Here is a 22,657-nt window from a genome sequence, read left to right as displayed (position 1 = left end):
TTGCGATACAGCAAGGCTACTTTCCAGAACCTAGCTGACAACCTTAGCCTGTTGCTTTCTCGCCTCCACAATCGCTTCATAGGCAACAGTAATGCTTTTCATCTGATCATCAGCATGACGCATAAACTCTTCAGGCAACCCCTTGGAAGCAATTTTATCGGGATGGTACTCTGCTGCTTTTCGGCGATAAGCTAATTTAAGCTCTTTATCGCTAGTCTCCGGGGTACAACCCAGCACTGCGTAATGCTGCTCCAGATTTGCAGCCGTACTCCTACCCCCGTGCAAAAACTCATTTTGCATTGCCGCAAATAAAGATTCATGCAACCCAAGATCAACAGTGATGCGTTTTAAAATTTCTTCTTCTGCGCTGTGTAATTCACCATCGGCATAAGCAACAGCAAATAATAGGCGATACACCATTTCCCGCATTGCTTGATCGCGAACCAGCTGGCGATACTGTTTTGCGTAATCGTAAATGCTGTACTTATCAGTCTTGGCATTTTCAAAAATACGGATTGCATGCTTGCGCTCCTCAGTACCCAGACGGAGGTTACTTCTAATAAAACCCTCTATAAACTCCACTTCAGCTTTGGAAACCAGGCCATCTGCCTTAGCCATTTTTGCCAGCATCGAAAATAGAGTCACAATGAAGATTGTCTGGGCTCCATCCCTGCTCAGGGCCGAAGCAGCCTTCCCGAGGCGCTGCTGCAAACTGGAACCAAATGAACTGCCGATCCAGGCTCCCAATGCCGCACCAATTGGGCCGCCAAACATAAAACCAAAGCCTGCACCTAACCCCGCCCCTAACCAGGACATACACTCTCCTAGACGCTAAAAGTCGCGCCCGCTATATAAGAATCAAACAAGTAAAACGCGCCTATCATACCACGTACTACGGCGCCTTAATCCCCAAATATGAATCGCTGGTCACAACCTAATAGAAATGAACCCGCCAGGTCTATCTTTTGACGCGGCAATCAATCTCGAAACTATCACTAGTCCTCAGGCCCAATTATGTTTGAGAGTGAAAATCGAACTTAAAGGCAAGCCGAATGAAAATGCGGCCAGACACAGCTCTCTTTCGCCCCCTATTGGCTTTGTGTGCCATAGCACTCCTCACGTTAACCGGTTGCGATCAACATCGAGGTGCATCCCAGCAAGAGGAGGCCAGCAGCACTCCAGGGCACCAGGACTGGGAAACTATCGTAGAGGTCCTTCTGCATCCCCGCTGCCTCAATTGCCACCAGTTGGAAATGCCACTTATAAATGAAGGGTCTCCCCATGTTCCAAGAGTGGAGCGCGGTCCAGATAATATGGGGGCAGGTACCATGCGTTGCAATAACTGCCATTCAAATAAAAACAACCCTGTTACCGGTGCGCCTGGAGCTCCAGGGTGGGTTATGGCACCCATTGAGTTGAACTGGTCACAAAAATCCTCGGCTCAAATCTGCAAACTGCTAACTACTCCCCAGGACAACGGCGGGCGAGCACCAACCAGTCAACTGGAGTTTGTCAGTACCAGCCCACTGGTATTGTGGGGATGGCACCCCGGAAACAGCCGCCAGCCGGTAAATATCCCCCACGACAAGTTCATTGAAGCAATGAAAGGCTGGATTGCAGCAGGGACACCCTGCCCACCAGAGAGGGCATCAAACTAATTATGTATTTGCTAAATCTAAAATTATGCGGTTTACAGTGAGATGAAAATTCTTGAAAAAATATAATCTTAGTAATACAAACATCGAAATAAATAACAGTTCGGTATCTAGTTGAAGTTATTCTCGGAACCCTTTTATGGCCCACGATTTAACGCTAGACCATCTAAGAAACACCTACTCCCAAGGTATTACAACACCGCGTGAACTCATTGCCAGTCTATTAAAGCAAGCACTGCAGCAAGCCAATTATAACGCCTGGATAACTCTATTAACGCGAGAAGAGCTAGAGCCCTATCTAGAAGCATTGGACCGAATAAGGCCCAGCGATCTGCCATTATACGGAGTGCCCTTTGCTATCAAGGATAATATTGATCTTGCTGGAGTACCTACAACAGCAGCCTGCCCAGACTTTAGCTATATCCCTCACGAAAGCGCATTTGTTGTAAAGCTATTGATTGAAGCAGGAGCTGTGCCGCTCGGCAAAACCAATCTCGATCAATTCGCCACCGGCCTAGTAGGTGTTCGCTCCCCTTACGGAGAAGGTAAAAACTCTTTTAACCAGGAGTATATTTCTGGCGGGAGCAGTGCGGGGTCAGCTATTGCCACAGCACTTGGGCAAGTCAGTTTTGCTTTGGGAACAGATACTGCTGGCTCTGGTCGGGTACCTGCGGCACTCAATAATTTAATAGGCCACAAACCCACTCGGGGACTGCTGAGCACTACAGGGGTTGTCCCCGCCTGTAAAAGTCTCGACTGCGTGTCAATATTCACCCTAAATTGTCAAGATGCCGCCAGGCTACTTGATATTACGGCGAAGTTTGATTCAGCCGATATCTATAGCCGTACCACCCCATCTTCAAATAGGCTGCGGTACTTCCAGGAAAGCTTCCCTAACAATAAGATCAGTTTTTCTTTTGGTATACCTGAGCAACTTGATTTTCAAGGGAACAAAGAAACCCAGGCACTCTTTAATCAATCTATCAAAAAATTAAAAGTGCTGGGCGGACAGGCTGTAACTGTAGACTTTAATCCTTTTATAGAAGCGGCAAAGCTACTATACGAAGGTCCCTGGGTAGCCGAGCGCTGGATTGCAACTCAAGGTGTAAAACCGAAATCCATGCTTGAGGTAATCCGGAAGGTTATTAGCTCCGCGGAAACAAAAACTGCAGCTGATGCTTTCTTGGGACAATACCGCTTACAAGCACTAAAGAGAATCTGTGATAAAAAACTGGAGAATGTCGATTTTATCATTATTCCCACTATACCGACTGCTTACACCCGCCAGCAAATAGCCAAGCAACCCATTCAAAGAAATTCTATTCTCGGAACCTACACAAATTTTATGAATTTATTGGACTATTCTGCGACCGCAGTGCCCGTTGGCTTTCTTAGCTCCGGAATTAGTTGGGGAGTCACTTTGTTTAGCCAGAAACATTGCGATATGTCCCTGCTAAGTTTTTCTAATAGTTTACACCAGGCCTGTAATCTCCCATTGGCTGCTACAGGAGAACGCCCGGGAGAGACATCTAACCAAGACAGCAGCTCTCGCCATTAGCTACACCGGACAAGCTGGCAAAAATTGTAGTCTGTGGTGCACATCTCAAAGCGCAACCTCTCAACTGGCGACTCACTGAGCGGGGAGAACAGTTACATCAGAAAACAACAACCAGTCACCAATACCGACTCTATGATCTCCCCGAGGAGGAGCGCCCCGCTCTGGTTCGCGATGAATCAGGAGATGGGCAAGCCAACCAGGTGGAAATATGGCAGTTACCAAACGAATATTTCGGCAGTTTAGTTGCTGCAATACCCTCTACGGAAGCTGGCTTAACTGGCTCCAATCCAAACATTAAGCCCACTCGGCAAATTTACTTAGCCAGGAGGCATTCGTTTTCCTTCCTACCACAAAGAGCTCTTCACTAGATTTTATATCGCCATCCTCCACCCTAACGATTACCCCACCTATTTCAGTTATCAGAGGCTCTGGCAGAAAAGCGAGCAGCCTGTTATTTTTTACTAGCTGGCAAAGAACCCCATAATCATTTACAACGACCTGCACCTTGCGAGGATAATTAATTTCTGGCCAGCCATCGCTACCTATCCCCCGCTCTTCACCACAGAAGGGGGATATCCTCGGCGCGGCAAATGGATATTGCAAGATATTTGACAGTGAAGCCTTCACCTCAACCCCCTGCTCCACTATCAAAGAGTGATCAGGGCCTGCAGCAATACACATTGATACTGAGCCAAGTGGCCGAGCATCCATTGTGGATGACAACTGCCCCAAAACCGCTCCGGTTATCAGGGCCAGGTCTACCTCCCCTCTGGATAACATCTTCAATGCCAAGGCTTCATAGGCCGATGTGAATGACAACCGCCCCCCTGCTTCCTCAGTAATAAACTTGCGGTAGATAAATGTACCCCAGGCTAGTTGCAGCATGGTCGGAGCAGCAATTCGGCACTCCTGATTTACCTTTAGCTCGCCAACTTCAGAACGAATTCTTCTGGCAATCGCCACCATCTCAACCGCCCGACTTTGCAGTCTGCGGCCTGCTTCATTGATTTTCAGTTGCTTGCCAACTCGATCAAACAGGCGAGTACCCAGCTCTCCCTCCAGCCGTTTTAGGGTTTTACTCAATCCGCCTGGGCTCGTATCCAGCCTGTCTGCGGAGCGCTGCAGGTTCTCCGTCGCAGCAATCACTAGGAACTTCTCAAGTGCTTCTATTTCCATAGTGGAATCAAATGTCTCTATTTTTGAATCGATTATTCACTAGAGTACTCTTAGAATCCCCTGCATCCAAGGTCATAGCTACACAAAACCGATGAAAAATATTCTTCTATTTTTGGCGCTGACAATCAGCTCAAGCTTATGCTTCACACAATCTTCATTAGCACAAAGTGACAATTCGGTCGGCATTCATGGCATGGCCCTGTTTACCGTCGGCGGGCAAATTATTGCCACACACATGCCACTACATGGCGGAAAACACAGTCATCAAGTTATTTTGGAATTGGAGACTGATGACCAGGAGGAGGTGCAAAACCTCCTCAAGCGAAACGAGTTAGTTACATTGCTTCCAGAGGAATTTTCTTTACGCGAACTACGCGAGGGAAAACTCAATGCCTTTAACGCCCAAATGTTTACAGGGCATTTTGAACGAGGAGGAAAACTTGCGCTGCAAGCTGTTGCTTTCCGAGTAACCTCTCGACTAATAGACAGCCCCCTTACCCGAACAGAAAATGGGCACTACCAATTAATACTCCTTAAAAATTACACTTTGCTTGTGCATGAAATTGCATCCACCCCCAGCTTCGACCAAATACTGCTGGTCAGCACCGACCATAATTTTTCCAGCGACATTTATAGCAGCAGTTTAAAACCGCTTTCGAAAGATAGCTGGCCAAAAAGCCTAACTAAAGCCGGCATCCACTATAAGGAAGAGCTGTATTTTGAAAGTCAGGATTTCCAGTAAATGACCAAACCGATACTGATTATCCAACATGAGGAGAATGAGGGCCCGGGGTATATTTATGACTGGGCTACAGAGAAGCGAATACCGCTTTCTATCATTAACCCCCAGAAGTCACCACTTCCTCAAAGCGGCTTTAGCGGAGTTATTATCCTTGGTGGGATGATGAACGTTTGTGAGCGCGCAAGGCTCCCCTGGCTTGCCAATGAGATTGCATGGGTAAAAAACTGCATTGAACTTCCGATCCCAATATTGGGCATCTGCCTTGGGGCACAGATTCTTGCATATGCATTGGAAGCAGAGGTCCGCCAACTTCCTCAAGAGGAAATGGGCTGGCTACCTATAAGGTCTACAACAGCACTGAATTTTAATTTTGAGAATGTGTTCCAGGCACATAGTTATTTCTTTGAAATTCCGGAGGGGGCAAGCTGCTTGGCTGAATCTGATTTGTGCCCTCATCAGGCCTTTTTATTCAACAAAAGAATAATGGGTTTGCAGTTTCACCTAGAGTGGTCCAGTGAAGATATTGCCCAACTATTTCCTGAATACTTTAAGACCTATGGCTCCTCAGAGAAACTCCATCAGCAAGGGCGTGACTTTTTATATAAGATCCTAGACACTCACTTCAGCAAACTAGGCAACCTTAGATAAGAAGCTTAAGTATGGACAGGGGTTGCTGAGCTGTACTCCCACCTAATAGTTATCGTCCTTCCTTTGTAAGGGGTAGCCAGGGACGCATACTCACTCAAGAGTTGCTGCCCCCTATCAAACTAGCTGTTAGTTACTACTCATCGGAGCATTTAATTCCGCTCTCAAAGCAAAGGCCACCACGTTGAGAGCAAATTTCAAGTAATCTCCCCTTCGCTTCAATACGACTAAAACCCTTAGAGTGAATACCGCCAGCTTTTACATCTGACATATAGCAGGCCCACTTAGGGCGCTCCTCTACAGGAACTGGATGTACGAGTTCAGACTGAGCTTCAATACTCGCCTGTAATTCCAAAATCAAATCTTGAAGCCGATGGACATTTTTTCGCAACCTCACCACTTCTTTTTCTAAGTCACGAACATTTTCAGATCCCACACTCTGCTTGTGTTCAGAGCGTACTTCTTTACGGAGCTTAACCACCTCTTTCTTTAACAGGCGAACTTCTTCCGCAGTTTGATGATTATCATGTGCAAACGCACTGGTGGAGAAAAGAGCAAAGGCAATTAAGAATGGCAAACTACGCATTGGGGTTACTTCCTAATGAATTTTATTCCAGTAAACATTTTGGGAGGAATATAGCGCAACTAACCTTAACTCAAAATGAATTCTATCGATGGAGATGCTCTATTGACCTGATAAGCGTACCAAATCCATCCATGACTGCCTCTTCACATTATTTAAATCAGAAGGATCTGTTTTAACCAGCAAAAGCGGACAAAATGCATTTGTTTTAGGTCAACAAAAAAGGGCGAACACTGTTCGCCCTCTCTTCCAAAGCCATGGATTTTGGTTACCCGCCAGTAAGGCTCCGCACCATACTGATCATCACACCCGCAGCTACCGCAGAACCGATAACACCGGCTACGTTGGGGCCCATTGCGTGCATCAACAGGAAGTTGTGAGGATTGGACTCGAGTCCCACTTTGTTGGACACCCGCGCGGCCATAGGTACGGCAGAAACACCGGCAGAACCAATCAATGGGTTAATCTTGTGCTTGCTGAATACATTGATCAACTTAGCCATCAACACGCCAGCCGCTGTGCCGATCGCAAACGCCACAATACCCAAAGCCAAAATACCCAGGGTTTTAGGATCGAGGAATTTGTCTGCCGCCAATTTTGAACCAACGGAAAGTCCCAGGAAAATAGTGGTGATATTGATCAGCGCATTCTGAGCAGTGTCTGACAATCGGGAAACGACTCCGCACTCACGCATCAAATTACCAAAGCAGAACATACCCAACAGCGGTGCAGCAGCTGGCAGGAACAGGGCCACCAAAATCAGCAGCAACATCGGGAAGGCAATTTTTTCCCGCTTGCTCACATGGCGCAATTGCACCATTTCAATTTTGCGTTCCTGCTCAGTGGTCAGGGCTCGCATAATCGGCGGCTGAATCATAGGCACTAGCGCCATATACGAATAAGCCGCTACAGCAATAGCCCCCAACAGGTCTGGGGCCAATAAGCTGGAAACATAGATAGCTGTGGGACCATCTGCTCCACCGATAATACCGATCGCAGCGGCATCCGCGATTGAGAAGTCCATGATTCCCGCTACCGAGAGACCCACAGCACCGAGCACCGTGGCAAAGATCCCAAACTGGGCCGCTGCACCGAGGAACAAGGTGCGCGGATTGGCGAGTAGCGGACCAAAGTCGGTCATAGCCCCTACGCCCATAAAAATTACCAACGGCGCAATGCCGGAAGCAATAGCTACGGAATAGAAGTTATACAGCATACCGTTATTGAAACCGGCATCCCGGGCAAACTCAGCTGCTTGTACTTGCACGGCTGCCGGCGCACTGGCCAGAGCTTCCTTTAGCGCGGGTAAAGCTGAAGTACTATCGAGGCCCAGGATCTGGGCCATTTGCGCCAAAACAGTTCCATCTCCCTGGGTAAGGGCTGTCTCTGCGGCTGAGAGTGCCAAATCAGCACCGGGAATATTGGCCAGGATTCCGCCGAAACCGATAGGTACCAAAAGCAGGGGCTCAAAGTTCTTGCGAATGGCCAAAAACAGCAGGCCCAGGCCCACCAAAATCATAATGAACTGGCCCGATGCCATTTGCGCGACACCGGAGGAATGCCAAAGAGTAATCAGATTATCCACGTGTGACTCCTACCTTTGGCTATGCAATAGACAGCAGGGCATCACCCACCGCCACTGAATCGCCTTCTTTTACTGCCACACTGGCGACGTTACCGGCACGAGGGGCACTCACCACAGTTTCCATCTTCATCGCTTCCAGTACTAACACCGCCTGGCCTTCGCTCACCTGATCCCCAGGCTTCACCATTACTTTGAAGATATTTCCAGCGAGAGGCGCATTAACCGGCTCACCTCCGGTAGCAGGCATGGAAGGTGCACTAGCTGCAGATGCTGGAGCACCACCGGACACAGGGGCAATATTGGTTAAGTCACCACCATCGGCCACAGTGACGGTGTAGCTCTGCCCCTCCACAGTCACCGTGTAAACTTCTTCACCTTTGTCGTTCTTGACTGCAGCACCTTCATTACCGGTAGGTACTGGCTCAAAAGCTTCTGGATTACCACGGTTCTTCAGGAACTTCAGGCCAATCTGCGGGAAGAGTGCATAGGTAAGCACATCGTCGATCTCCCCCTCACCATCGGTCAGGGCCACATCTTGTTCACCCGCTTTCTCTTGAAGCTCCAGGGTTAACTTGTCCAACTCTGGTGCCAACAGGTCTGCCGGACGACAGGTAACCGGATTCGCCCCATCCAGTACCCGGACCTGCAGCTCCTGGTTAACTTCGGCAGGTGTTGCACCGTATTCGCCTTTCAAGACGGCGGCAGTCTCTTTAGAGATTGACTTATAACGCTCTCCAGTCAGAACATTGAGCACCGCCTGGGTACCCACAATCTGTGACGTGGGAGTAACCAGCGGGATACAGCCCAGGTCTTCACGCACCCGGGGGATTTCCTCGAGTACATCATCCAGGCGATCCCCGGCACCCTGTTCGCGCAGCTGGTTTTCCATATTGGTGAGCATGCCACCGGGTACCTGGGCCACCAGGATGCGGGAATCCACGCCTTTCAAGGAACCCTCAAACTTCGCGTACTTCTTGCGGACGTTACGGAAGTAAGCCGCAATTTCTTCCAGCAGGTTAATATCCAGCCCGGTGTCCCGCTCAGTGCCTTCCAAAATGGCCACCAACGCTTCGGTTGGGCTGTGACCATAGGTCATGGACATAGAGCTGATCGCGGTGTCCACGTTGTCGATACCCGCCTCGATACACTTGAGAGCGGTAGCCGTAGATAAACCGGTAGTAGCGTGGCACTGCATATGGATGGGGATGTCCACGGCGGCCTTCAAACGTTTCACCAGCTCGTAGCCCTCATAGGGGCGCAGCAGACCGGCCATGTCCTTGATCGCGATGGAATCCGCTCCCATATCCTCGATCTGGCGCCCCAGATCCACCCACAAGTCCATGGTGTGTACTGGGCTCACGGTATAGGAGATGGTGCCCTGAGCGTGCTTATCTTGTTTCTTCACCGCAGCCAGTGCGATTTTCAGGTTGCGCATATCGTTCATCGCGTCGAACACGCGGAACACGTCTACCCCATTGACTGCAGCGCGCTCTACAAACTTCTCAACCACGTCATCCGCATAGTGGCGGTAGCCGAGAATATTCTGTCCCCTGAACAGCATCTGTTGAGGCGTGTTCGGCATAGCTTTCTTCAGTTCGCGAATACGCTCCCAGGGATCTTCGCCGAGATAGCGTATGCAGGAGTCGAAAGTGGCGCCCCCCCAGGACTCCAGAGACCAGAAGCCAACTTTATCGAGCTTCTCAGCAATCGGCAGCATATCGTCCAGTCGCAGTCGGGTAGCGAACAGTGACTGGTGGGCATCGCGCAGGACTACATCGGTAATCCCCAATGGCTTTTTAACCTCAGTCATGGGTTATCTCTCTCGGCAGAAATTATTGGAAATTGTTTGGAAGCGATTGGTGGTTAGCGTCTTTTGCGATGCTGTTCGATCGCCGCTTTAATCACCGCATGTAAATGGGCCTTATCATTCCCAGCGGTTCGGGAAGGCGCGTGGGATACGGGCTCCGCTTCGGGGAAAAAGCGGGAGATGACTCTCGACATAATACCGGTACCGATCACCAGCAATAGCAGAAAAGTAAAAACAATTCCCATACCAAACAGGGTGATATCTAACCCCTGTTGCAAAAGTGTTTCTTGCACTGTTTATTCCCCCTGGCACCAGGCAATAAAACCATCCATCCTGGACGGTTTCATCTGTGCCCGTAACACTACGAATTTATGTATCTATTTATTCAGGACAGCTGAAACACCCCAATTGATATTTTGTGCGTATGTAAAATCTTCGCTCACAATTAAACAAATTTATGTCGTACAACCAATAAACTTGCCCGGGAAAATCTCACTTAGCCCAGCCGTCCCAAATTTCTGCACATCGGAATCTTATTCCCTAGACCGGTAATTTCAACCGCCGCTGCACCTGGCCCTCCCCCAAAAAGAGCGGGCACACAGGAAAAATTCGTTAGTTCCAAAATGCTGATATTTTTCTATTATCAATACAAGTTGCTTTTAAAATCAAACACTTATTGGTTTCAGGGGCAACGGAGGGGTCTAAATTACCACGCCCAATTTTGGTGCAAAACATCAATAGACTGAGTTTATTTCTCCTACTTTTATATACTGAAGAATGATCAATTTTGCGCCATTACAATAACTTGCTGATAGAATATGCGCCTTTAGATTTATGATTTACCTCTCAACTGACTTATGACCGACAAGACACCTACCCCAGAACCTACGATTTACCAGGCACCAATGGAGGGGGTAATCGACCATCACGTACGTGCCCTGCTCTCCGCCATTGGAGGGGTCGATATCTGTGTTACAGAGTTTGTTCGTGTCACTAATACTCGCTTGCCTCGCAGAGTATTCACCCGCTTGTGCCCAGAGGTCGACAAAGGTGCGAAGACCCCAAGCGGGATTCCAGTACGGTTACAGCTGTTAGGCGGCAACCCCAATGCAATGGCAATTAATGCAGTAAAAGCAGTTGAGTTCGGTGCTACAGCAATTGATCTCAATTTCGGCTGCCCTGCAAAATCAGTGAATAACAGCGACGGTGGCGCCTGCCTATTGCAAAGCCCTCACAGAGTGGAAGCTATTGTAGGAGCGGTTCGCCGCGCTGTCCCGGAAAACATCCCTGTCACCGCAAAAATCCGACTGGGCTTTAATGATCGCTCTAGCTATATGGATAACGCCCAGGCCGCAGCAGCTGGCGGCGCAAATGAACTGGCAGTACACGCTCGCTCCAAAGTCGATGGCTATAAACCCCCAGCCTACTGGGAATACATCGGTGAAATTCGCCAAAAACTCGAAATCCCAGTCATTGCCAACGGGGATATCTGGACACTTGAGGAATTTCAACGCTGCCGTGAAGTAACCGGATGCCAAGCATTTATGTTTGGTCGCAGCCTGCTAGCCAGGCCAGATTTGGGCAAGCAGATAAAAGCCTACTGCTCAGGTGAGAGCTATACAGCAATGGGCTGGCAAGAGATTATTGAAATTCTTTGGGGTTACTATCAAACCACCCGAGAAGTTTACCCTTCCAAGTATCTGGGCAATCGTATTAAGCAATGGCTCGCTTACTTGAAATTGGCTTTTCCTGAAGCCCAATTGTTCTTTGATAAAATAAAACGTCTCAGGGAGGCAGAAGAGCTTGATAGAGCTTTTTCCGAAGAGCGGAAAATTCAAATAACATCAATTGAGGCAGCCTAATTTTCCGCACCTCTGCCAGTATCGGAATTGATACTGGCAGAGGAAGTTACCCGCTCAGATCCACTCTCACAGATCCATTTTTGACTGTCGACTCAAGTATGCCGGATTGAAGAATTTTTCCGCTAACTGATGCGCAGTACTACTTTCGTAGTGAACTCTGGTTTCAGTGGTAGCCTTGATACTATCAACTAATACCATCTCCTCCACAAATAGTTCTTCATCCTTTACCCCTGATACAAAATGCGCAACCTTAGCCAATTTTCCAGATTTCAAGTAAAGCTCCGCTTGGATTGGGAAGAGACTCTCACTATCAAGCCACAATGTTATCTTTTGATAGCTGGCTCCTTTGGTTTTTGCCTCCAGCTGAAGTTTGTGGGTCAATTTATCCTTTAGAATTTCACTTGCCTCGAATTGCCCCCGATAGTCCTGGCTCCAAGTCAAAGTGGCGATATCACCAATTGAAGCCTCCCCAAGCAATCTTTGCATCGGTGTAATGCGGATAGGGCGGCGGCTGCGGGGCATCAATAGCCAGTAGTTATCCTGCAGCATCAGCATTTTTTGCCCCTCTTCACCAACACCTTTAAATACCACCAATGATTTTCTCTCAGGGCGAGTATAAACATGGTAGCGATCTTCGCTTTCTAACTCTCCCTGTTTAAAAACCTGGATGTTGGTGACAACTTTTGAAGATGACTCTCCAAGACGATAGGAATCGGCTTTGGCCAACATGCTTTCTACCTGTACAGCGGAAAAATGACTTTCCTTCTCCTCAGTCCCAGCTGAAACAAAGGGAGAGAACATCAGCAACAAACCAATCGCCAAGCTAACTCTGCCTAATCTTAATTTATACATGGACCAATGCCTCAGTAATCGGTTTATTGACTCCTTTCCGCGCCGCAAGGAAGGATGAAAAAACACATATCGCAGCTATTGCAACCGAAATCATCCAAGCCAAGTTAATAGAGAAATAAACAGTCAAAGGATATCCCGTTGTTTTTCCCGGAGGTGGCGGCATAGTAATATCAAACATCATCAACCCGGCGCTTATCAGACCAGCCAAAATAACACCTGCTAAAGAACCCACTACAGCAAGTACTAAAGCCTCCAATATAAACCCTGTTATCAATTCCACTTTGGATGCACCCAATGCGGACAGGGTACCTATTTCCCGTGTTCTCTCTGTTACCGACATTGCCAGCGTATTGAAAAGCGAGACAAAGATAACCAACGCCATAATGATCCCCATCAACCCAAAAATTCGGTCATAAAGATTCTTTACTCCCTGATAGAAAAAGGCACGATCCTCCCAAGTGGTAATTTCCAGCTCTGGAACTAACTCACGCAGTTTTTCTTGCAAACTCGCTGTCTTATCAAGATTGTAGCCATAGATTGCCATGGTTGAGACCCGCTCACTATCTAACAGGAACTGCGCAGCCTGAACCGAAATATATACTTGACGCTTATCCATATCTGGAACACCCGTCCCGAAAACTCCCCTAACCTTAAAATCCATTGCATTGAGGGCCCCATGAACGGTAGAGGACATTAAAGTAATATAATCCCCAGGGCTTACATTAAGATTTCTTGCGAGATCCTTACCCAGCATAATCTCAGGATCACTGACATCTTCACGGTTTGATAAAATACTGCCCTCAGTGACATTTAGAAAAGGCCCCTTCACCCGAAATTCACTTGGCAATATCCCCTGACCTAAAAAAATAGTAGATTTATCACCATTGGAAATTAACCCTTGCAGATAAACTCTAGGCTGCACAGCCTTCACATTTTCCCCAACCAACAAGTCCCTACGTAATTTATTGGCATTATCTAAACCCAGCTGAAGAGGAAAATCCTCATCAGAAGAGAAATATCCCGGCTGTGTTAGCACCAAATGCCCCTCACTACGCGCCGCGTTCTCTTTAAGGGATTGATACGTAAATAGGCCAAAACCTCCGGAGGTCATCAAGGCCGTCACCACAATGGAAATTATTGCAACGGCAAGAAAGCTTCTGCGGCGATTGCGCAATAAATTTAAAACCGCGACTTTTAAGCGACGCATAAAGCACTCTCCTGCAGAATCACACCATCTTTCAGCTCAACAACTCTATCGCAATGACGAGTCATTCGATCATCATGACTGGCAACAATAAAAGCTGTTTTTTGCTCCATTCCTAAATTTTTCATTAACTCAATAATTTGTTGTGCGGTAACACTATCCAAGCTGGCCGTAGGTTCGTCGGCAATTACTAGTTTGGGCTGGTGCACCAGTGCTCGAGCGATTGCTACTCTCTGCTGTTGTCCACCTGAAAGTCGATCTGGCCTGTAGTTGGAAAACTGGGACAGCCCGACATGATCCAACATGCCCATTACACGCCGTCTTACTTCACCTTCTTTCATTCCATTTAAAAGAAGTGGAAAGGCTACATTCTCAAAGGCTGTCATTACCGGAACCAAATTAAACTTTTGGAATACAAAACCCAACTGGGTACGACGGATCTTCATTGACTGCCGACGGTTTCTCCTCAGCACCTCGCCGGCAAAACAAACTTCTCCGCTGTAATCATGATCCAGTAGTCCGCAAATATTTAACAAGGTACTTTTACCAGATCCCGATGGTCCGCACAGAGCTACCATAGTGCCTGCCCGAATATCCAGATTCACATCTTTTAGGGCCTGAAGTTGAACCTCACCGGAAGTGTAAGTCTTTTCAATATGAGTGAGCTGTAACATGGATTCACTACCTGTTCGCACTATTAGTCAGAGTTTTTAACATCACCACATGGATTTGATATGCCATGACTCTCAGCCTTTGCTCCCCATAAATTCACTAACTCCTTGTCACCCTCAAGCTCTGCAGCCTGCAATGCGCCACAGTAAATCCAGTGAGTAGCGTCTGGCGGCATATATCCCATGCGTGGATCACCCATCAACTCATGATAAAGTTCAAACCCACGGTCAAAAGAATTAAAGAACTTTGGCACTTTAGTAAAAGTTATTGCAGCAATTCCTTTGAGCAGCAAGTCTTGAGGCATCCCCTGAGAGGAACGGCCAGGGTTATCCATTTCTTCAATTATGGTGAGCGCCTTATCCATGCGGGCAATTCCATTCTCTGCATAACTGACCTTTCTCCAGGGCAACCAGCTTTCTTTTGCCATTAGAGTCTCACTGGCTCCCAGGTAAAAAAGTGCAATAGGATCAGAAGGGTTATCTTTCTGTAATGTCTTAAAAACCTCATAGGAATCCTCTATCGCCGCCCCACCCTGTGCTGCCGCTTTTTGGTACAAATCTTCCATTTGTACATCCTGGGCAGCAATGGATGAAACGCTCACCCCAAGATTTAAAGCCATTATTACAAGTAACCTTTTCACTACACTTCTCCTTGCTTCTGAGTTTCTAATAGATTACCTAGCAACCAAGTATCATTCAGGACAGTGCGATGAACTGTCTCTGGGGAGGATAAGAGGCAGAAACTTATGCTGAATGGCTCTAGAGGGTCGATAGGTGGAAAATTACTGCACACGAAGAGATGTTATCGTTAAGGCGTCTAAATTTAGGAGAGTGTACTAGTTAGTAAAGACTGCGGAATCGCCAAAATATTGAAGACTTGGTAACTAAATTGATACTAATAAGATTGTGCGATGCACATAGAGTGGATACAGATCAAAAGAGCAGTTCCCTTGATCTGTATAAAATATCAAATGAAATTTACAAAGACTAATCCACCATTGCAATATGGGTGATCATTTCACCGACAGACTGTCCCAAATTATTTGTAGCTATAGTACGAACAATAAAAACATCGTTTTCAACATCTAAGAGTTCTACTTTTATATCTACATCTTGTCCTGCCAGCGCTAAGTTGTCCGCACACAAATCCGCAGAGACTACTATAAAACGAGCACTATGTTCACCTGTCAACCTCCTTAAAAATATGCAACATGACTTAATAAGGCTCTGAGAGGCAATAGCAACGGGCAACGCTTTCACCCTATCAAAATGCCCCATACACATTTCTGGAGCAACTCTACCGATACTTGCCGTCAGGGACATTAGATCAACATTATGTACATTAATATCAATACTTTTGGAGTAAGGATTAATATTGCTTACAACAGGAGTGATACCATGGATACTATCACTATATATCTTATGGAAAGATCGCTCACGCATTACATGATATTTCACGTTAAGTCGTGCCGCCACTTCACCAGCAGGGTCTAACAATTCAGCCTCAGCTACTAACTCTCTCTTACTGGCAAATACGGCTTTGGTTCGAGCCAGAAGGTAATCAGGGCGCATATCAGAAACAAAGCTATCATAAGTTTTTAAATCAGCTTTGCGCGCCAGGTAGTAATGCTTGGATCTCACTGGATTGACCAAAGCGCCAAAACAAGAGCCCAAAATTGCCAAGTGTCGACCAATCTCCGCGACATCCATTAAACTAGTTTCATATGTGCTTTGACATTGCATAGGCACTTTAGCAACAAGCCAGCCGTCAGGGTCAAAATGTAAAGCCTCTAGTGCAAAGTAGGGAGATTTCACCTCAATTAGATCCTCAACTCCTTCTATAGAGGAAGGATCCAACTTAAAACTATCCAACATAATTATTCCATTAATTATCGGAGAAAATTTACACACAGGTACTCACAGCAGAATACCTGCCATTACAAGAGGAAAATAGATTACGCACTTTCTGGAAGAAGGCAGAATATATACCTTCCCAGCCATTTAAGAAAATGGCCTAAAATAGAAAAACCATAAAGAAAAATCTTAGCCTATTTAACAAACCAAAAGAGCAGAAAATAGATCTTCAGATAGAACTTCAAGCACCAGGCACAAACAAACTCAAATCCACCAAAATAGTTAATCTACAATTAAAAAAACACTCCACCCCTCAAGTCGCGGGCAATTATGCCAATCAAACCCCTAAAGTAAATTACCGACAATTACAAAAACACCCCCCCAGTTCGCACAAGATTACTAGTCAAATCATATAGCAATAGCATGTAAACAAGCGTCCAAATTCAAACCCAAACAGCAACCATCCTAAAGTCTTAACAATTAAAGTCCCATTAAGTTTAAAGCACGGCTTTAATAGTAATTCAATAAAGCCAATATCATCTTTAACGCTATAGTCTCTTATCGCCCCCCTTATCACCCTTCCTTTGATCAGCGGCAGTTGGAGCATTTAGACTAAAGATCTCTCGATACCAAACCAATCTGAATGTCCGGCCATGAAAAATAAGGGGCGATAAAGTTATTAAATCTTAGGCAGCAGATATGAATCTCTGACATACATATCAATTTAATTGGAGGGATTAATTTACCCCCCTAAGTTAAGATAAATATAAATTGTTAATCGCTACATTGTTTTAAACAACGAAGCAGCCCTGCGACTCACCGTATATTGACGCCCGTCATCCATCACCACGGATACACCGCCAGTTATTCCACGGCATACTTTTTGAATGCGCTTCACACAGACAATTGTAGAACGGTGGATTTGCCAAAATAAATCTGGTTCCAACTGAGCTAACAATTCCTTTAGTGGGGTTCTAATAATATGCTCACCCTGACCAGAGTAAACCGTCGTATATTTGTCCTCTGCCACAAATGCCGAAACCTCATCGCAGGCAATCAGATGAATATCTTCGCCTTTGCTTGCCTTAATCCAGCGAAGGTACTCGGGTCTACTTAAGGAAAGCTGCCTCAGCAACGCCTCAATATCAGGTCCTGACTTTAGGTTACCCTCTTCCCGGTCTCTCAGGCGCTGCCGAATACGATCACAAGCTTTTTCCAGCCGCTTGTCATCAATAGGTTTTAGCAGGTAGTCGGCTGCCTCATGCTCAAAAGCACTTACAGCATACTCATCATAGGCTGTGATAAATACAACAATAGGATTTGTTTTTAATTTGCTAAGAGCCTCAGCAACAGCCAAACCATCTATTCCAGGCATGCGAATATCGAGAAAAACTACATCAGGCTCCTCTTGTTGGCATAGGGCTAACGCCTCGCGGCCATCACAGGCTTTACCAACAATCTCAAGCTCAGGAAAAATATCGGCAAGCATTTGGTCAAGATGGTGACGCAATAAAGGCTCATCGTCTGCAATTATGGCACGCATGGAAACTCCAAACGGGCAGTTACCCCGCCCTGATTATTACTTTGAATCAGTAGCTTACCACGCTCTTGGTAAAGGGTGGAAAGTCGCTCCCTAATATTGCTTAGCGCAATCCCATTATGTTTGCTGGGGTTAAGTTTATTAGCTCCAGTAGCGAGCCCCACACCATTGTCTTCTACCTCAATAACCCACTGGTTTTCTTTCTGCTTCACCCGCAACCTGACCAGTCCACCTTTAGCAGCAGGCTCAATGCCATGAAAAATTGCATTTTCCACCAAGGGTTGTACAAGTAATGGGGGAACAAATGTCTCTAAACTCACATCCCCTGATAAATCAACTTCATACTCTAGTCGTTCCCCCAAGCGTATCTTTTGAATCTCCAAATAGCATTTCAAACTGCTTAGCTCATCCTTTAAGGATACCTGATCGGAACGGGATTTTTTCAAGCTAATTCGCAAGAGGTCGCTAAAGTTATCCAGCAGGACTTCTGCCTTTTGAGGATCGTGGCGAATAAGCATTTTCAGATTGGCCAGAGTATTAAATAAAAAATGAGGTTCAATCTGGCTTTGCAATACTTTTAGCTGGCTCTGAGCCAAAGTCTTTTGTTGCTCCATTTTTAACAATTCAGCTTCTTGCCGTTCCCTCTCAAATTGGTAAGCCTGCTCCCGATTAAGATGGACTTGATAAAGAAAAATAGAAAGAAGAATAGCAACGATTAAAAAATCAAGTGTTCGAAAGGCTCCATATCCTGATATCCACCACCAAGCATGCAAAGTTCCCAATATAATTGCCACTAAACTCACTACCGCATACTTCAATTTAGAGGGCCAAGCGGGCTTGAAAAACTCCACTACTTGTCTCGTAGATGTCGCTATAAATCCGTACACCAAAGAAATCATGCCGTGAATCACATAGCTCCCTTCCCAAATTGCCTGAGTGATCACCGCTACCACCATGCAAATTATCAAAGTACGCAAGTACTCTCTTAACAAGTTCATCATTAACTCCACTCAAAAAACTATCGTCGTATTGAGGGTAAATACGGCCTGGCTTTGAAGCTGCGCAAAAGCAGATTCGTCTCGACCACCAAAGAATCTTGCAGACGCACCAAGTACCCAATCTTCAGTTAACTTCCTCTCACCACCGATAGTTAAAAAAAGGCCACTATCTTCAGGGGTATAGACTAAATCGATTTTAGGATGATATTCATTATTGGAAAGCATCCAATGTAAAAGCAGATTGTGCCTTAAGGCATTATCATTAGAAAAGGCCATCGCAGAGGACCGGCGAAAGCTATCCCATTGCACCCCCTGATTCTGGTACCATTGGCTGTGATCAAATACCTGACCCCACTCATTTTTGCCCCAAGAGCGACTATCAAACCAGTACTCCAAAATAATGGAGTGCCCAATACTATTTGCCCAAGTCATTCCTATAAGAGCCTGCCAACCATCATTTGCTTTTTCTTGTTTTGGTATGGCCATCAATTCTGGGGGCAGCCAGCGCCAATACTCCTGCTGATAACGCCATTCCGCATGGACCTCCCATTGCTCTCCATAGGTATTAACCCAGCTTCCTCCCAGGTTTACACCTCGTTGATCATCCATATAACCCAGCAACTGCCATTCGGCACTCAGTCCCAGCTGATACCAGCGCATGGCCAGTCCTCTTGGGAGGTCTCCCCCAGAGACCTGACTGATACCGGCATCTATCAGCATTAGACTTAACTCTCCGCTCTCAGTGAAACGGCTAGCCGACACTACGCCAACTCCTTCGCTCACTTGAAGTGACACCGGATTCCGCTCAATGGGTAAAAACCAATCCAGGGGGCGATGCCCATAACCAACACCAAAGTCCAGGCGGCGTTTGCCCAGCAACCAATCCCAGTCCTGCCAGCTCCCCTGCCAGAAAAGCTCCTCAACTACCAGCTCTGAGTCTTCATTGCCACCGCGCTCTGCCTGATGGAATGCAGAGATCTGCCCTTCCCAAGCTTCATACTGTAGAGCCCCCTTTAGTAAAGCTTGCCGAGATACACTTGATTGCGCCTCAAAAAGTGAGCTATCAGAAGCGCGATCATAAGCGGCTGTCATCGCAAGCTCCCACTGTGATTCAAGGGCATCCGCCTGGCTAGTAGCACTACCAATCAGTAGAGATAGCGCCCAAAGAGAATATAGTTTCATAGTTGCCTCCATTCGAGGGAAGCACACTACCAACCTTCCAGGCCCATACCATCGGATAAGACCAGCGGTACTGGAATCAGATAAATGGCTTTTGACCGAGATTAATGGAGGGGGTTATCCATTAAATAACCCACTGAAAAGTTGATCACTCTTTGCGCAACCATCCGAGAATACGGTTATTCTCTACATACCATTGCCCTGGGGGCATGAAAATAAGTGGGTAACGCTCTCGGGAGGGAGAAAATGGACCCGCGTTCTGCTGAATAACTTCCAGGGTAGCATTCTCTATATCTATCATAGAGACGATAGCCACATGGCCATAAGGGTTAAAGAGGGAGGGGTTATAGACAACGATATCGCCAATATCCGGAGGGGTATTACCTTGGTTACGAAACTGCAGCAATCCTCTTTTGGTATTCAAATTTCCATGCTGAACCGTCAGGTCAAAAAAATCTTTAGCGTGACCAAATGTATCCGGCATTTTGTGCCCAAATCGCTCGTAATAATAGCGCTTAACAAACTCAACACACTGGTATCTTAGGCCAAGATTATAACCATCTTCCGAAGTGTTGCGCTCTTCGACATTATTAACTCCGCCATTGTAATAGACCTCTACGCCGTGAAGTGAATCTATAACCTCTCCGATAGAATAAGTGGTATTAAGGTTTAGCCGGGTGGCCAACAGATATAACATCAATATCAAAAGCCCTATACAGGCCACAACAGCTATAAACCTACCTTTCCTTCCAACCTCTTTGACTCTTTCAACGAAAGACAACATCCATATTCCTCACTAATCGATCCCAATGATAAGTACCCCGATTTCAGCACCGCCATTAGAAAATGGCTTATGGAGCTAAGTACATTCTACGTTCAAATATAGGTCTCATTCCTTTATCCTACCCACTACACCTGCTTAACTTTTTGAACCCTGTCATCAATTGCTCAAACGGGGTTCACACTACTTACAGACGCTAATAGCAATTGATCCAACACCGTCACAACCTGCCAAAAAAGCGATAGCTATTTTGCCTTAGGTGACCCAGAATCCAAATATAGTTATTTAACTAATAATCAGCAGGAACCGGGCCACTGAGCAGCTGTCCATCAATTACAAATCGCCTTGCTCAATTAGATTAAGAAATACGTCGAGTTTGTCATGCCTGATACCCTAAAATTCCTTACAGCATTCAGCTTATCGGTTCTCCTTACAGCTTGTGGAGGAGGATCCAGCAGTAGTAATTCCAACGATGAGACTACTGAAACCGAAACAAGTACCGACAGCGGTGATAATAGTGGCTCTGATGGTTCCGATAGTGATGAAGAAACGGGGGGCTACACCTTTAACCCCAGCAATCCCCTAGCATCACTTATCGTAGGGGTACAAGAGTATGCCAGTGGCACTCTCAGCCTTGAGGATACCGATAGCAACAGCCCCACCTTTCAAGCCAGCAGTGCGGCCGGAAGCTATGGAGATTTCACCCTCTATGAAAGTGGAAACTGGGAATATCAATTAAACACCAATTCCCAGAATTTGAATGATGGTGACTCCGTAGAGGACACAATCTCTTTCCAGCTCACCGATGGTAGCACCCTCTCCGTGGTGTTCTCTATTCAAACCATCGAAGCCACAGAAAGCAGCATTGTCTTTATCTTTATGAACTTCTCAGATGCTGCCGTAGAAGATGATCTAAGCATTACCCAAATTGCAAATATGGCTTTCAATGACACAGATTCTCTTGATAATGCCTACCATGAAAACTCCCTGGGACAACTAAAGTTCAGCCGCCATCTAAGCAATGACACTTCACTAGATCAATACTGCTACGGTGAAGACAATGATGAGAGCACTTCTATAGACTGCTTTACCTACAACATTGCCGACAGTCAGAATGGTGGTGTATTGAGTATCGACGATGCGGAATCTCGCTCGGGCAGTGAATATAACGATAGCGGCTATACATGGAGAGATAGGGCAACCAGTTGGATCGAAAGCAATTACCTAGACTCCAACAACCAGCCCGTAGAACTCAACGATTGGCGTCATCGGGTCTACATTTTCCCGGAAGCTGCGGCCAGTGCTGGGCTGGTTGGCACGGGAGTCGCCTCTGTCGGAGGCCGCTGGAGCATGATAATTGCAGATAGTGATCAACTGATTATGGGCCATGAAATTGGGCACAATATTGGCCTGAGCCACGCCGGCAATGACAATAATAATGATGGGGATACCAACGATAGCGGTGAGAGTGAATATGGTAGTGACGGCTCCCTAATGGGCAATGCTTGGCAATCACGACTCTTTGGAAGCGGTCATCGTGATTATATGGGCTGGTATGACTCATTCCCCGGATACACTGAAACTATTGAGGCGGTCGCAGGCAGCACCACTAGCATTGAGTTTCAAGCCATAGAACTTACTGCTGGTGAGCTGAGTGGCGATCTTCCTCAGCTCTTAAAGGCCGAAAGCATTGGTAGCAGGAATGGAGAAAACTACTATTACATCGAATACCACGTCGAGCACGACACCCTCAACCCCCGTCCACACCACGAAAATGCGGTAACGGTTCACTATCTTAGCGGCATCAGTAATAACAATGTTACCGCCAATCAGGTAGCCACACTGTCAACTACCGGGGACAGCTTTACTGACTCATCAGCTGGGATCACTATTGAATTCCTATCCACTGACAGCAACAACAACTCTGCAACTGTTTCTGTAACTTATGATGAATAATTTAATGGG

General features: G+C 46.5%; 22 protein-coding genes. 7 read left to right on the top strand and 15 right to left on the bottom strand.

Translation table 11 applies throughout. The annotated features are described in order from the left end of the window. Positions 1–30 precede the first annotated feature (30 nt). The gene (gene djlA / locus ACJJI4_RS05055) at positions 31–816 is read right to left on the bottom strand and encodes a co-chaperone DjlA (protein ID WP_444927300.1); all 786 of its coding nucleotides are present in this window, start codon (positions 814–816) and stop codon (positions 31–33) included. 236 nt (positions 817–1,052) lie between these two features. Here djlA and ACJJI4_RS05050 point away from each other — a divergent pair, with 236 nt between their 5' ends. From ACJJI4_RS05050 to ACJJI4_RS05040, 3 genes are all read left to right on the top strand, one after another. Beyond that, the gene (locus tag ACJJI4_RS05050) at positions 1,053–1,658 is read left to right on the top strand and encodes a hypothetical protein (protein WP_444927299.1); all 606 of its coding nucleotides are present in this window, start codon (positions 1,053–1,055) and stop codon (positions 1,656–1,658) included. A 136-nt stretch (positions 1,659–1,794) separates the two neighbouring features. Next, positions 1,795–3,213, top strand: coding sequence for an allophanate hydrolase (gene atzF / locus ACJJI4_RS05045; protein WP_413665044.1), 1,419 nt, complete (start codon positions 1,795–1,797; stop codon positions 3,211–3,213). Between the two features lie 14 nt (positions 3,214–3,227). Continuing rightward, positions 3,228–3,581 carry an allophanate hydrolase-related protein gene (locus ACJJI4_RS05040; protein WP_444928218.1) on the top strand — a complete coding sequence of 118 codons (354 nt, stop codon included), beginning with the start codon at positions 3,228–3,230 and terminating at the stop codon, positions 3,579–3,581. Here ACJJI4_RS05040 and ACJJI4_RS05035 read toward each other — a convergent pair. Next, positions 3,508–4,389: a LysR family transcriptional regulator gene (locus tag ACJJI4_RS05035; protein WP_413665043.1), complete on the bottom strand. Its 882-nt coding sequence runs from the start codon at positions 4,387–4,389 to the stop codon at positions 3,508–3,510. The genes ACJJI4_RS05040 and ACJJI4_RS05035 overlap by 74 nt on opposite strands. 91 nt (positions 4,390–4,480) lie before the next feature. Here ACJJI4_RS05035 and ACJJI4_RS05030 point away from each other — a divergent pair, with 91 nt between their 5' ends. Further along, positions 4,481–5,131: a hypothetical protein gene (locus ACJJI4_RS05030; RefSeq protein WP_413665042.1), complete on the top strand. Its 651-nt coding sequence runs from the start codon at positions 4,481–4,483 to the stop codon at positions 5,129–5,131. Beyond that, entirely contained in the window at positions 5,132–5,779 is a 648-nt protein-coding gene (locus tag ACJJI4_RS05025) for a type 1 glutamine amidotransferase (protein WP_444927298.1), read from the top strand. Between the two features lie 133 nt (positions 5,780–5,912). On the opposite strand, the gene ACJJI4_RS05020 is transcribed toward ACJJI4_RS05025, so the two are convergent. The 4 genes from ACJJI4_RS05020 to ACJJI4_RS05005 all read right to left on the bottom strand — a co-directional run bounded on the left by ACJJI4_RS05020 (position 5,913) and on the right by ACJJI4_RS05005 (position 10,044). Next, positions 5,913–6,362 carry a hypothetical protein gene (locus tag ACJJI4_RS05020; RefSeq protein WP_444927297.1) on the bottom strand — a complete coding sequence of 150 codons (450 nt, stop codon included), beginning with the start codon at positions 6,360–6,362 and terminating at the stop codon, positions 5,913–5,915. 265 nt (positions 6,363–6,627) lie between these two features. Then, complete coding sequence (locus ACJJI4_RS05015) at positions 6,628–7,944, bottom strand: sodium ion-translocating decarboxylase subunit beta (protein ID WP_444927296.1); 1,317 nt, start codon at positions 7,942–7,944, stop codon at positions 6,628–6,630. Between the two features lie 19 nt (positions 7,945–7,963). Then, a complete protein-coding gene (oadA, locus tag ACJJI4_RS05010; protein ID WP_444927295.1) occupies positions 7,964–9,754 on the bottom strand; it encodes a sodium-extruding oxaloacetate decarboxylase subunit alpha in 1,791 nt (596 codons plus the stop codon). Between the two features lie 53 nt (positions 9,755–9,807). Beyond that, complete coding sequence (locus ACJJI4_RS05005; RefSeq protein WP_444927294.1) at positions 9,808–10,044, bottom strand: OadG family protein; 237 nt, start codon at positions 10,042–10,044, stop codon at positions 9,808–9,810. Positions 10,045–10,608: 564 nt separating this feature from the next. On the opposite strand from ACJJI4_RS05005, the gene ACJJI4_RS05000 reads away from it, so the two are divergent. Next, a complete protein-coding gene (locus tag ACJJI4_RS05000) occupies positions 10,609–11,613 on the top strand; it encodes a tRNA dihydrouridine synthase (RefSeq protein WP_444927293.1) in 1,005 nt (334 codons plus the stop codon). Positions 11,614–11,679: 66 nt separating this feature from the next. Here ACJJI4_RS05000 and ACJJI4_RS04995 read toward each other — a convergent pair whose 3' ends face one another. The 9 genes from ACJJI4_RS04995 to ACJJI4_RS04955 all read right to left on the bottom strand — a co-directional run bounded on the left by ACJJI4_RS04995 (position 11,680) and on the right by ACJJI4_RS04955 (position 20,695). Continuing rightward, positions 11,680–12,465, bottom strand: a complete 786-nt coding sequence (locus tag ACJJI4_RS04995) for an outer membrane lipoprotein-sorting protein (protein WP_444927292.1) — start codon at positions 12,463–12,465, stop codon at positions 11,680–11,682. After that, positions 12,458–13,672 carry an ABC transporter permease gene (locus ACJJI4_RS04990; protein WP_444927291.1) on the bottom strand — a complete coding sequence of 405 codons (1,215 nt, stop codon included), beginning with the start codon at positions 13,670–13,672 and terminating at the stop codon, positions 12,458–12,460. Before ACJJI4_RS04990 ends, ACJJI4_RS04995 begins: the two co-directional genes overlap by 8 nt. Beyond that, complete coding sequence (locus tag ACJJI4_RS04985) at positions 13,660–14,343, bottom strand: ABC transporter ATP-binding protein (RefSeq protein WP_444927290.1); 684 nt, start codon at positions 14,341–14,343, stop codon at positions 13,660–13,662. Before ACJJI4_RS04985 ends, ACJJI4_RS04990 begins: the two co-directional genes overlap by 13 nt. 23 nt (positions 14,344–14,366) lie before the next feature. Further along, positions 14,367–14,981: a hypothetical protein gene (locus ACJJI4_RS04980; RefSeq protein WP_444927289.1), complete on the bottom strand. Its 615-nt coding sequence runs from the start codon at positions 14,979–14,981 to the stop codon at positions 14,367–14,369. 346 nt (positions 14,982–15,327) lie between these two features. Further along, on the bottom strand, positions 15,328–16,215 hold the full coding sequence (locus tag ACJJI4_RS04975; protein ID WP_444927288.1) for a hypothetical protein: 888 nt from the start codon (positions 16,213–16,215) through the stop codon (positions 15,328–15,330). 760 nt (positions 16,216–16,975) lie between these two features. Then, positions 16,976–17,737 (bottom strand): LytR/AlgR family response regulator transcription factor, encoded by a 762-nt coding sequence (locus tag ACJJI4_RS04970; RefSeq protein ID WP_444927287.1) that lies wholly within the window; start codon positions 17,735–17,737, stop codon positions 16,976–16,978. Continuing rightward, on the bottom strand, positions 17,725–18,735 hold the full coding sequence (locus ACJJI4_RS04965) for a sensor histidine kinase (RefSeq protein WP_444927286.1): 1,011 nt from the start codon (positions 18,733–18,735) through the stop codon (positions 17,725–17,727). The genes ACJJI4_RS04970 and ACJJI4_RS04965 overlap by 13 nt, the downstream gene beginning before the upstream one ends. A gap of 9 nt (positions 18,736–18,744) precedes the next feature. After that, positions 18,745–19,914, bottom strand: coding sequence for a hypothetical protein (locus ACJJI4_RS04960; RefSeq protein ID WP_444927285.1), 1,170 nt, complete (start codon positions 19,912–19,914; stop codon positions 18,745–18,747). Between the two features lie 145 nt (positions 19,915–20,059). Beyond that, positions 20,060–20,695, bottom strand: coding sequence for a CHAP domain-containing protein (locus ACJJI4_RS04955; protein WP_444927284.1), 636 nt, complete (start codon positions 20,693–20,695; stop codon positions 20,060–20,062). 378 nt (positions 20,696–21,073) lie between these two features. Between ACJJI4_RS04955 and ACJJI4_RS04950 the strand changes: the two genes are divergently transcribed. Further along, a complete protein-coding gene (locus ACJJI4_RS04950) occupies positions 21,074–22,648 on the top strand; it encodes a VCBS domain-containing protein (protein ID WP_444927283.1) in 1,575 nt (524 codons plus the stop codon). Positions 22,649–22,657: the final 9 nt, after the last annotated feature.

It is taken from the genome of Microbulbifer maximicatervae (SeqCode), from assembly GCF_052467305.1.
The sequence above is the reverse complement of the archived record's forward strand: the minus strand, read 5'-3'. Positions and strand labels throughout refer to the sequence as shown.

What these genes read in the sequence shown, in the direction of transcription:
- oadA (WP_444927295.1), bottom strand. Translation starts at nt 9,754, where the DNA reads ATGACTGAGGTTAAAAAGCCATTGGGGATTACCGATGTAGTCCTGCGC.
- atzF (WP_413665044.1), top strand. Translation starts at nt 1,795, where the DNA reads ATGGCCCACGATTTAACGCTAGACCATCTAAGAAACACCTACTCCCAA.
- ACJJI4_RS05050 (WP_444927299.1), top strand. Translation starts at nt 1,053, where the DNA reads ATGAAAATGCGGCCAGACACAGCTCTCTTTCGCCCCCTATTGGCTTTG.
- djlA (WP_444927300.1), bottom strand. Translation starts at nt 816, where the DNA reads ATGTCCTGGTTAGGGGCGGGGTTAGGTGCAGGCTTTGGTTTTATGTTT.
- ACJJI4_RS04955 (WP_444927284.1), bottom strand. Translation starts at nt 20,695, where the DNA reads ATGTTGTCTTTCGTTGAAAGAGTCAAAGAGGTTGGAAGGAAAGGTAGG.
- ACJJI4_RS04985 (WP_444927290.1), bottom strand. Translation starts at nt 14,343, where the DNA reads ATGTTACAGCTCACTCATATTGAAAAGACTTACACTTCCGGTGAGGTT.
- ACJJI4_RS04960 (WP_444927285.1), bottom strand. Translation starts at nt 19,914, where the DNA reads ATGAAACTATATTCTCTTTGGGCGCTATCTCTACTGATTGGTAGTGCT.
- ACJJI4_RS04965 (WP_444927286.1), bottom strand. Translation starts at nt 18,735, where the DNA reads ATGATGAACTTGTTAAGAGAGTACTTGCGTACTTTGATAATTTGCATG.
- ACJJI4_RS05025 (WP_444927298.1), top strand. Translation starts at nt 5,132, where the DNA reads ATGACCAAACCGATACTGATTATCCAACATGAGGAGAATGAGGGCCCG.
- ACJJI4_RS05000 (WP_444927293.1), top strand. Translation starts at nt 10,609, where the DNA reads ATGACCGACAAGACACCTACCCCAGAACCTACGATTTACCAGGCACCA.
- ACJJI4_RS05020 (WP_444927297.1), bottom strand. Translation starts at nt 6,362, where the DNA reads ATGCGTAGTTTGCCATTCTTAATTGCCTTTGCTCTTTTCTCCACCAGT.
- ACJJI4_RS05035 (WP_413665043.1), bottom strand. Translation starts at nt 4,389, where the DNA reads ATGGAAATAGAAGCACTTGAGAAGTTCCTAGTGATTGCTGCGACGGAG.
- ACJJI4_RS04950 (WP_444927283.1), top strand. Translation starts at nt 21,074, where the DNA reads ATGCCTGATACCCTAAAATTCCTTACAGCATTCAGCTTATCGGTTCTC.
- ACJJI4_RS04970 (WP_444927287.1), bottom strand. Translation starts at nt 17,737, where the DNA reads ATGCGTGCCATAATTGCAGACGATGAGCCTTTATTGCGTCACCATCTT.
- ACJJI4_RS05030 (WP_413665042.1), top strand. Translation starts at nt 4,481, where the DNA reads ATGAAAAATATTCTTCTATTTTTGGCGCTGACAATCAGCTCAAGCTTA.
- ACJJI4_RS04995 (WP_444927292.1), bottom strand. Translation starts at nt 12,465, where the DNA reads ATGTATAAATTAAGATTAGGCAGAGTTAGCTTGGCGATTGGTTTGTTG.
- ACJJI4_RS04990 (WP_444927291.1), bottom strand. Translation starts at nt 13,672, where the DNA reads ATGCGTCGCTTAAAAGTCGCGGTTTTAAATTTATTGCGCAATCGCCGC.
- ACJJI4_RS04975 (WP_444927288.1), bottom strand. Translation starts at nt 16,215, where the DNA reads ATGTTGGATAGTTTTAAGTTGGATCCTTCCTCTATAGAAGGAGTTGAG.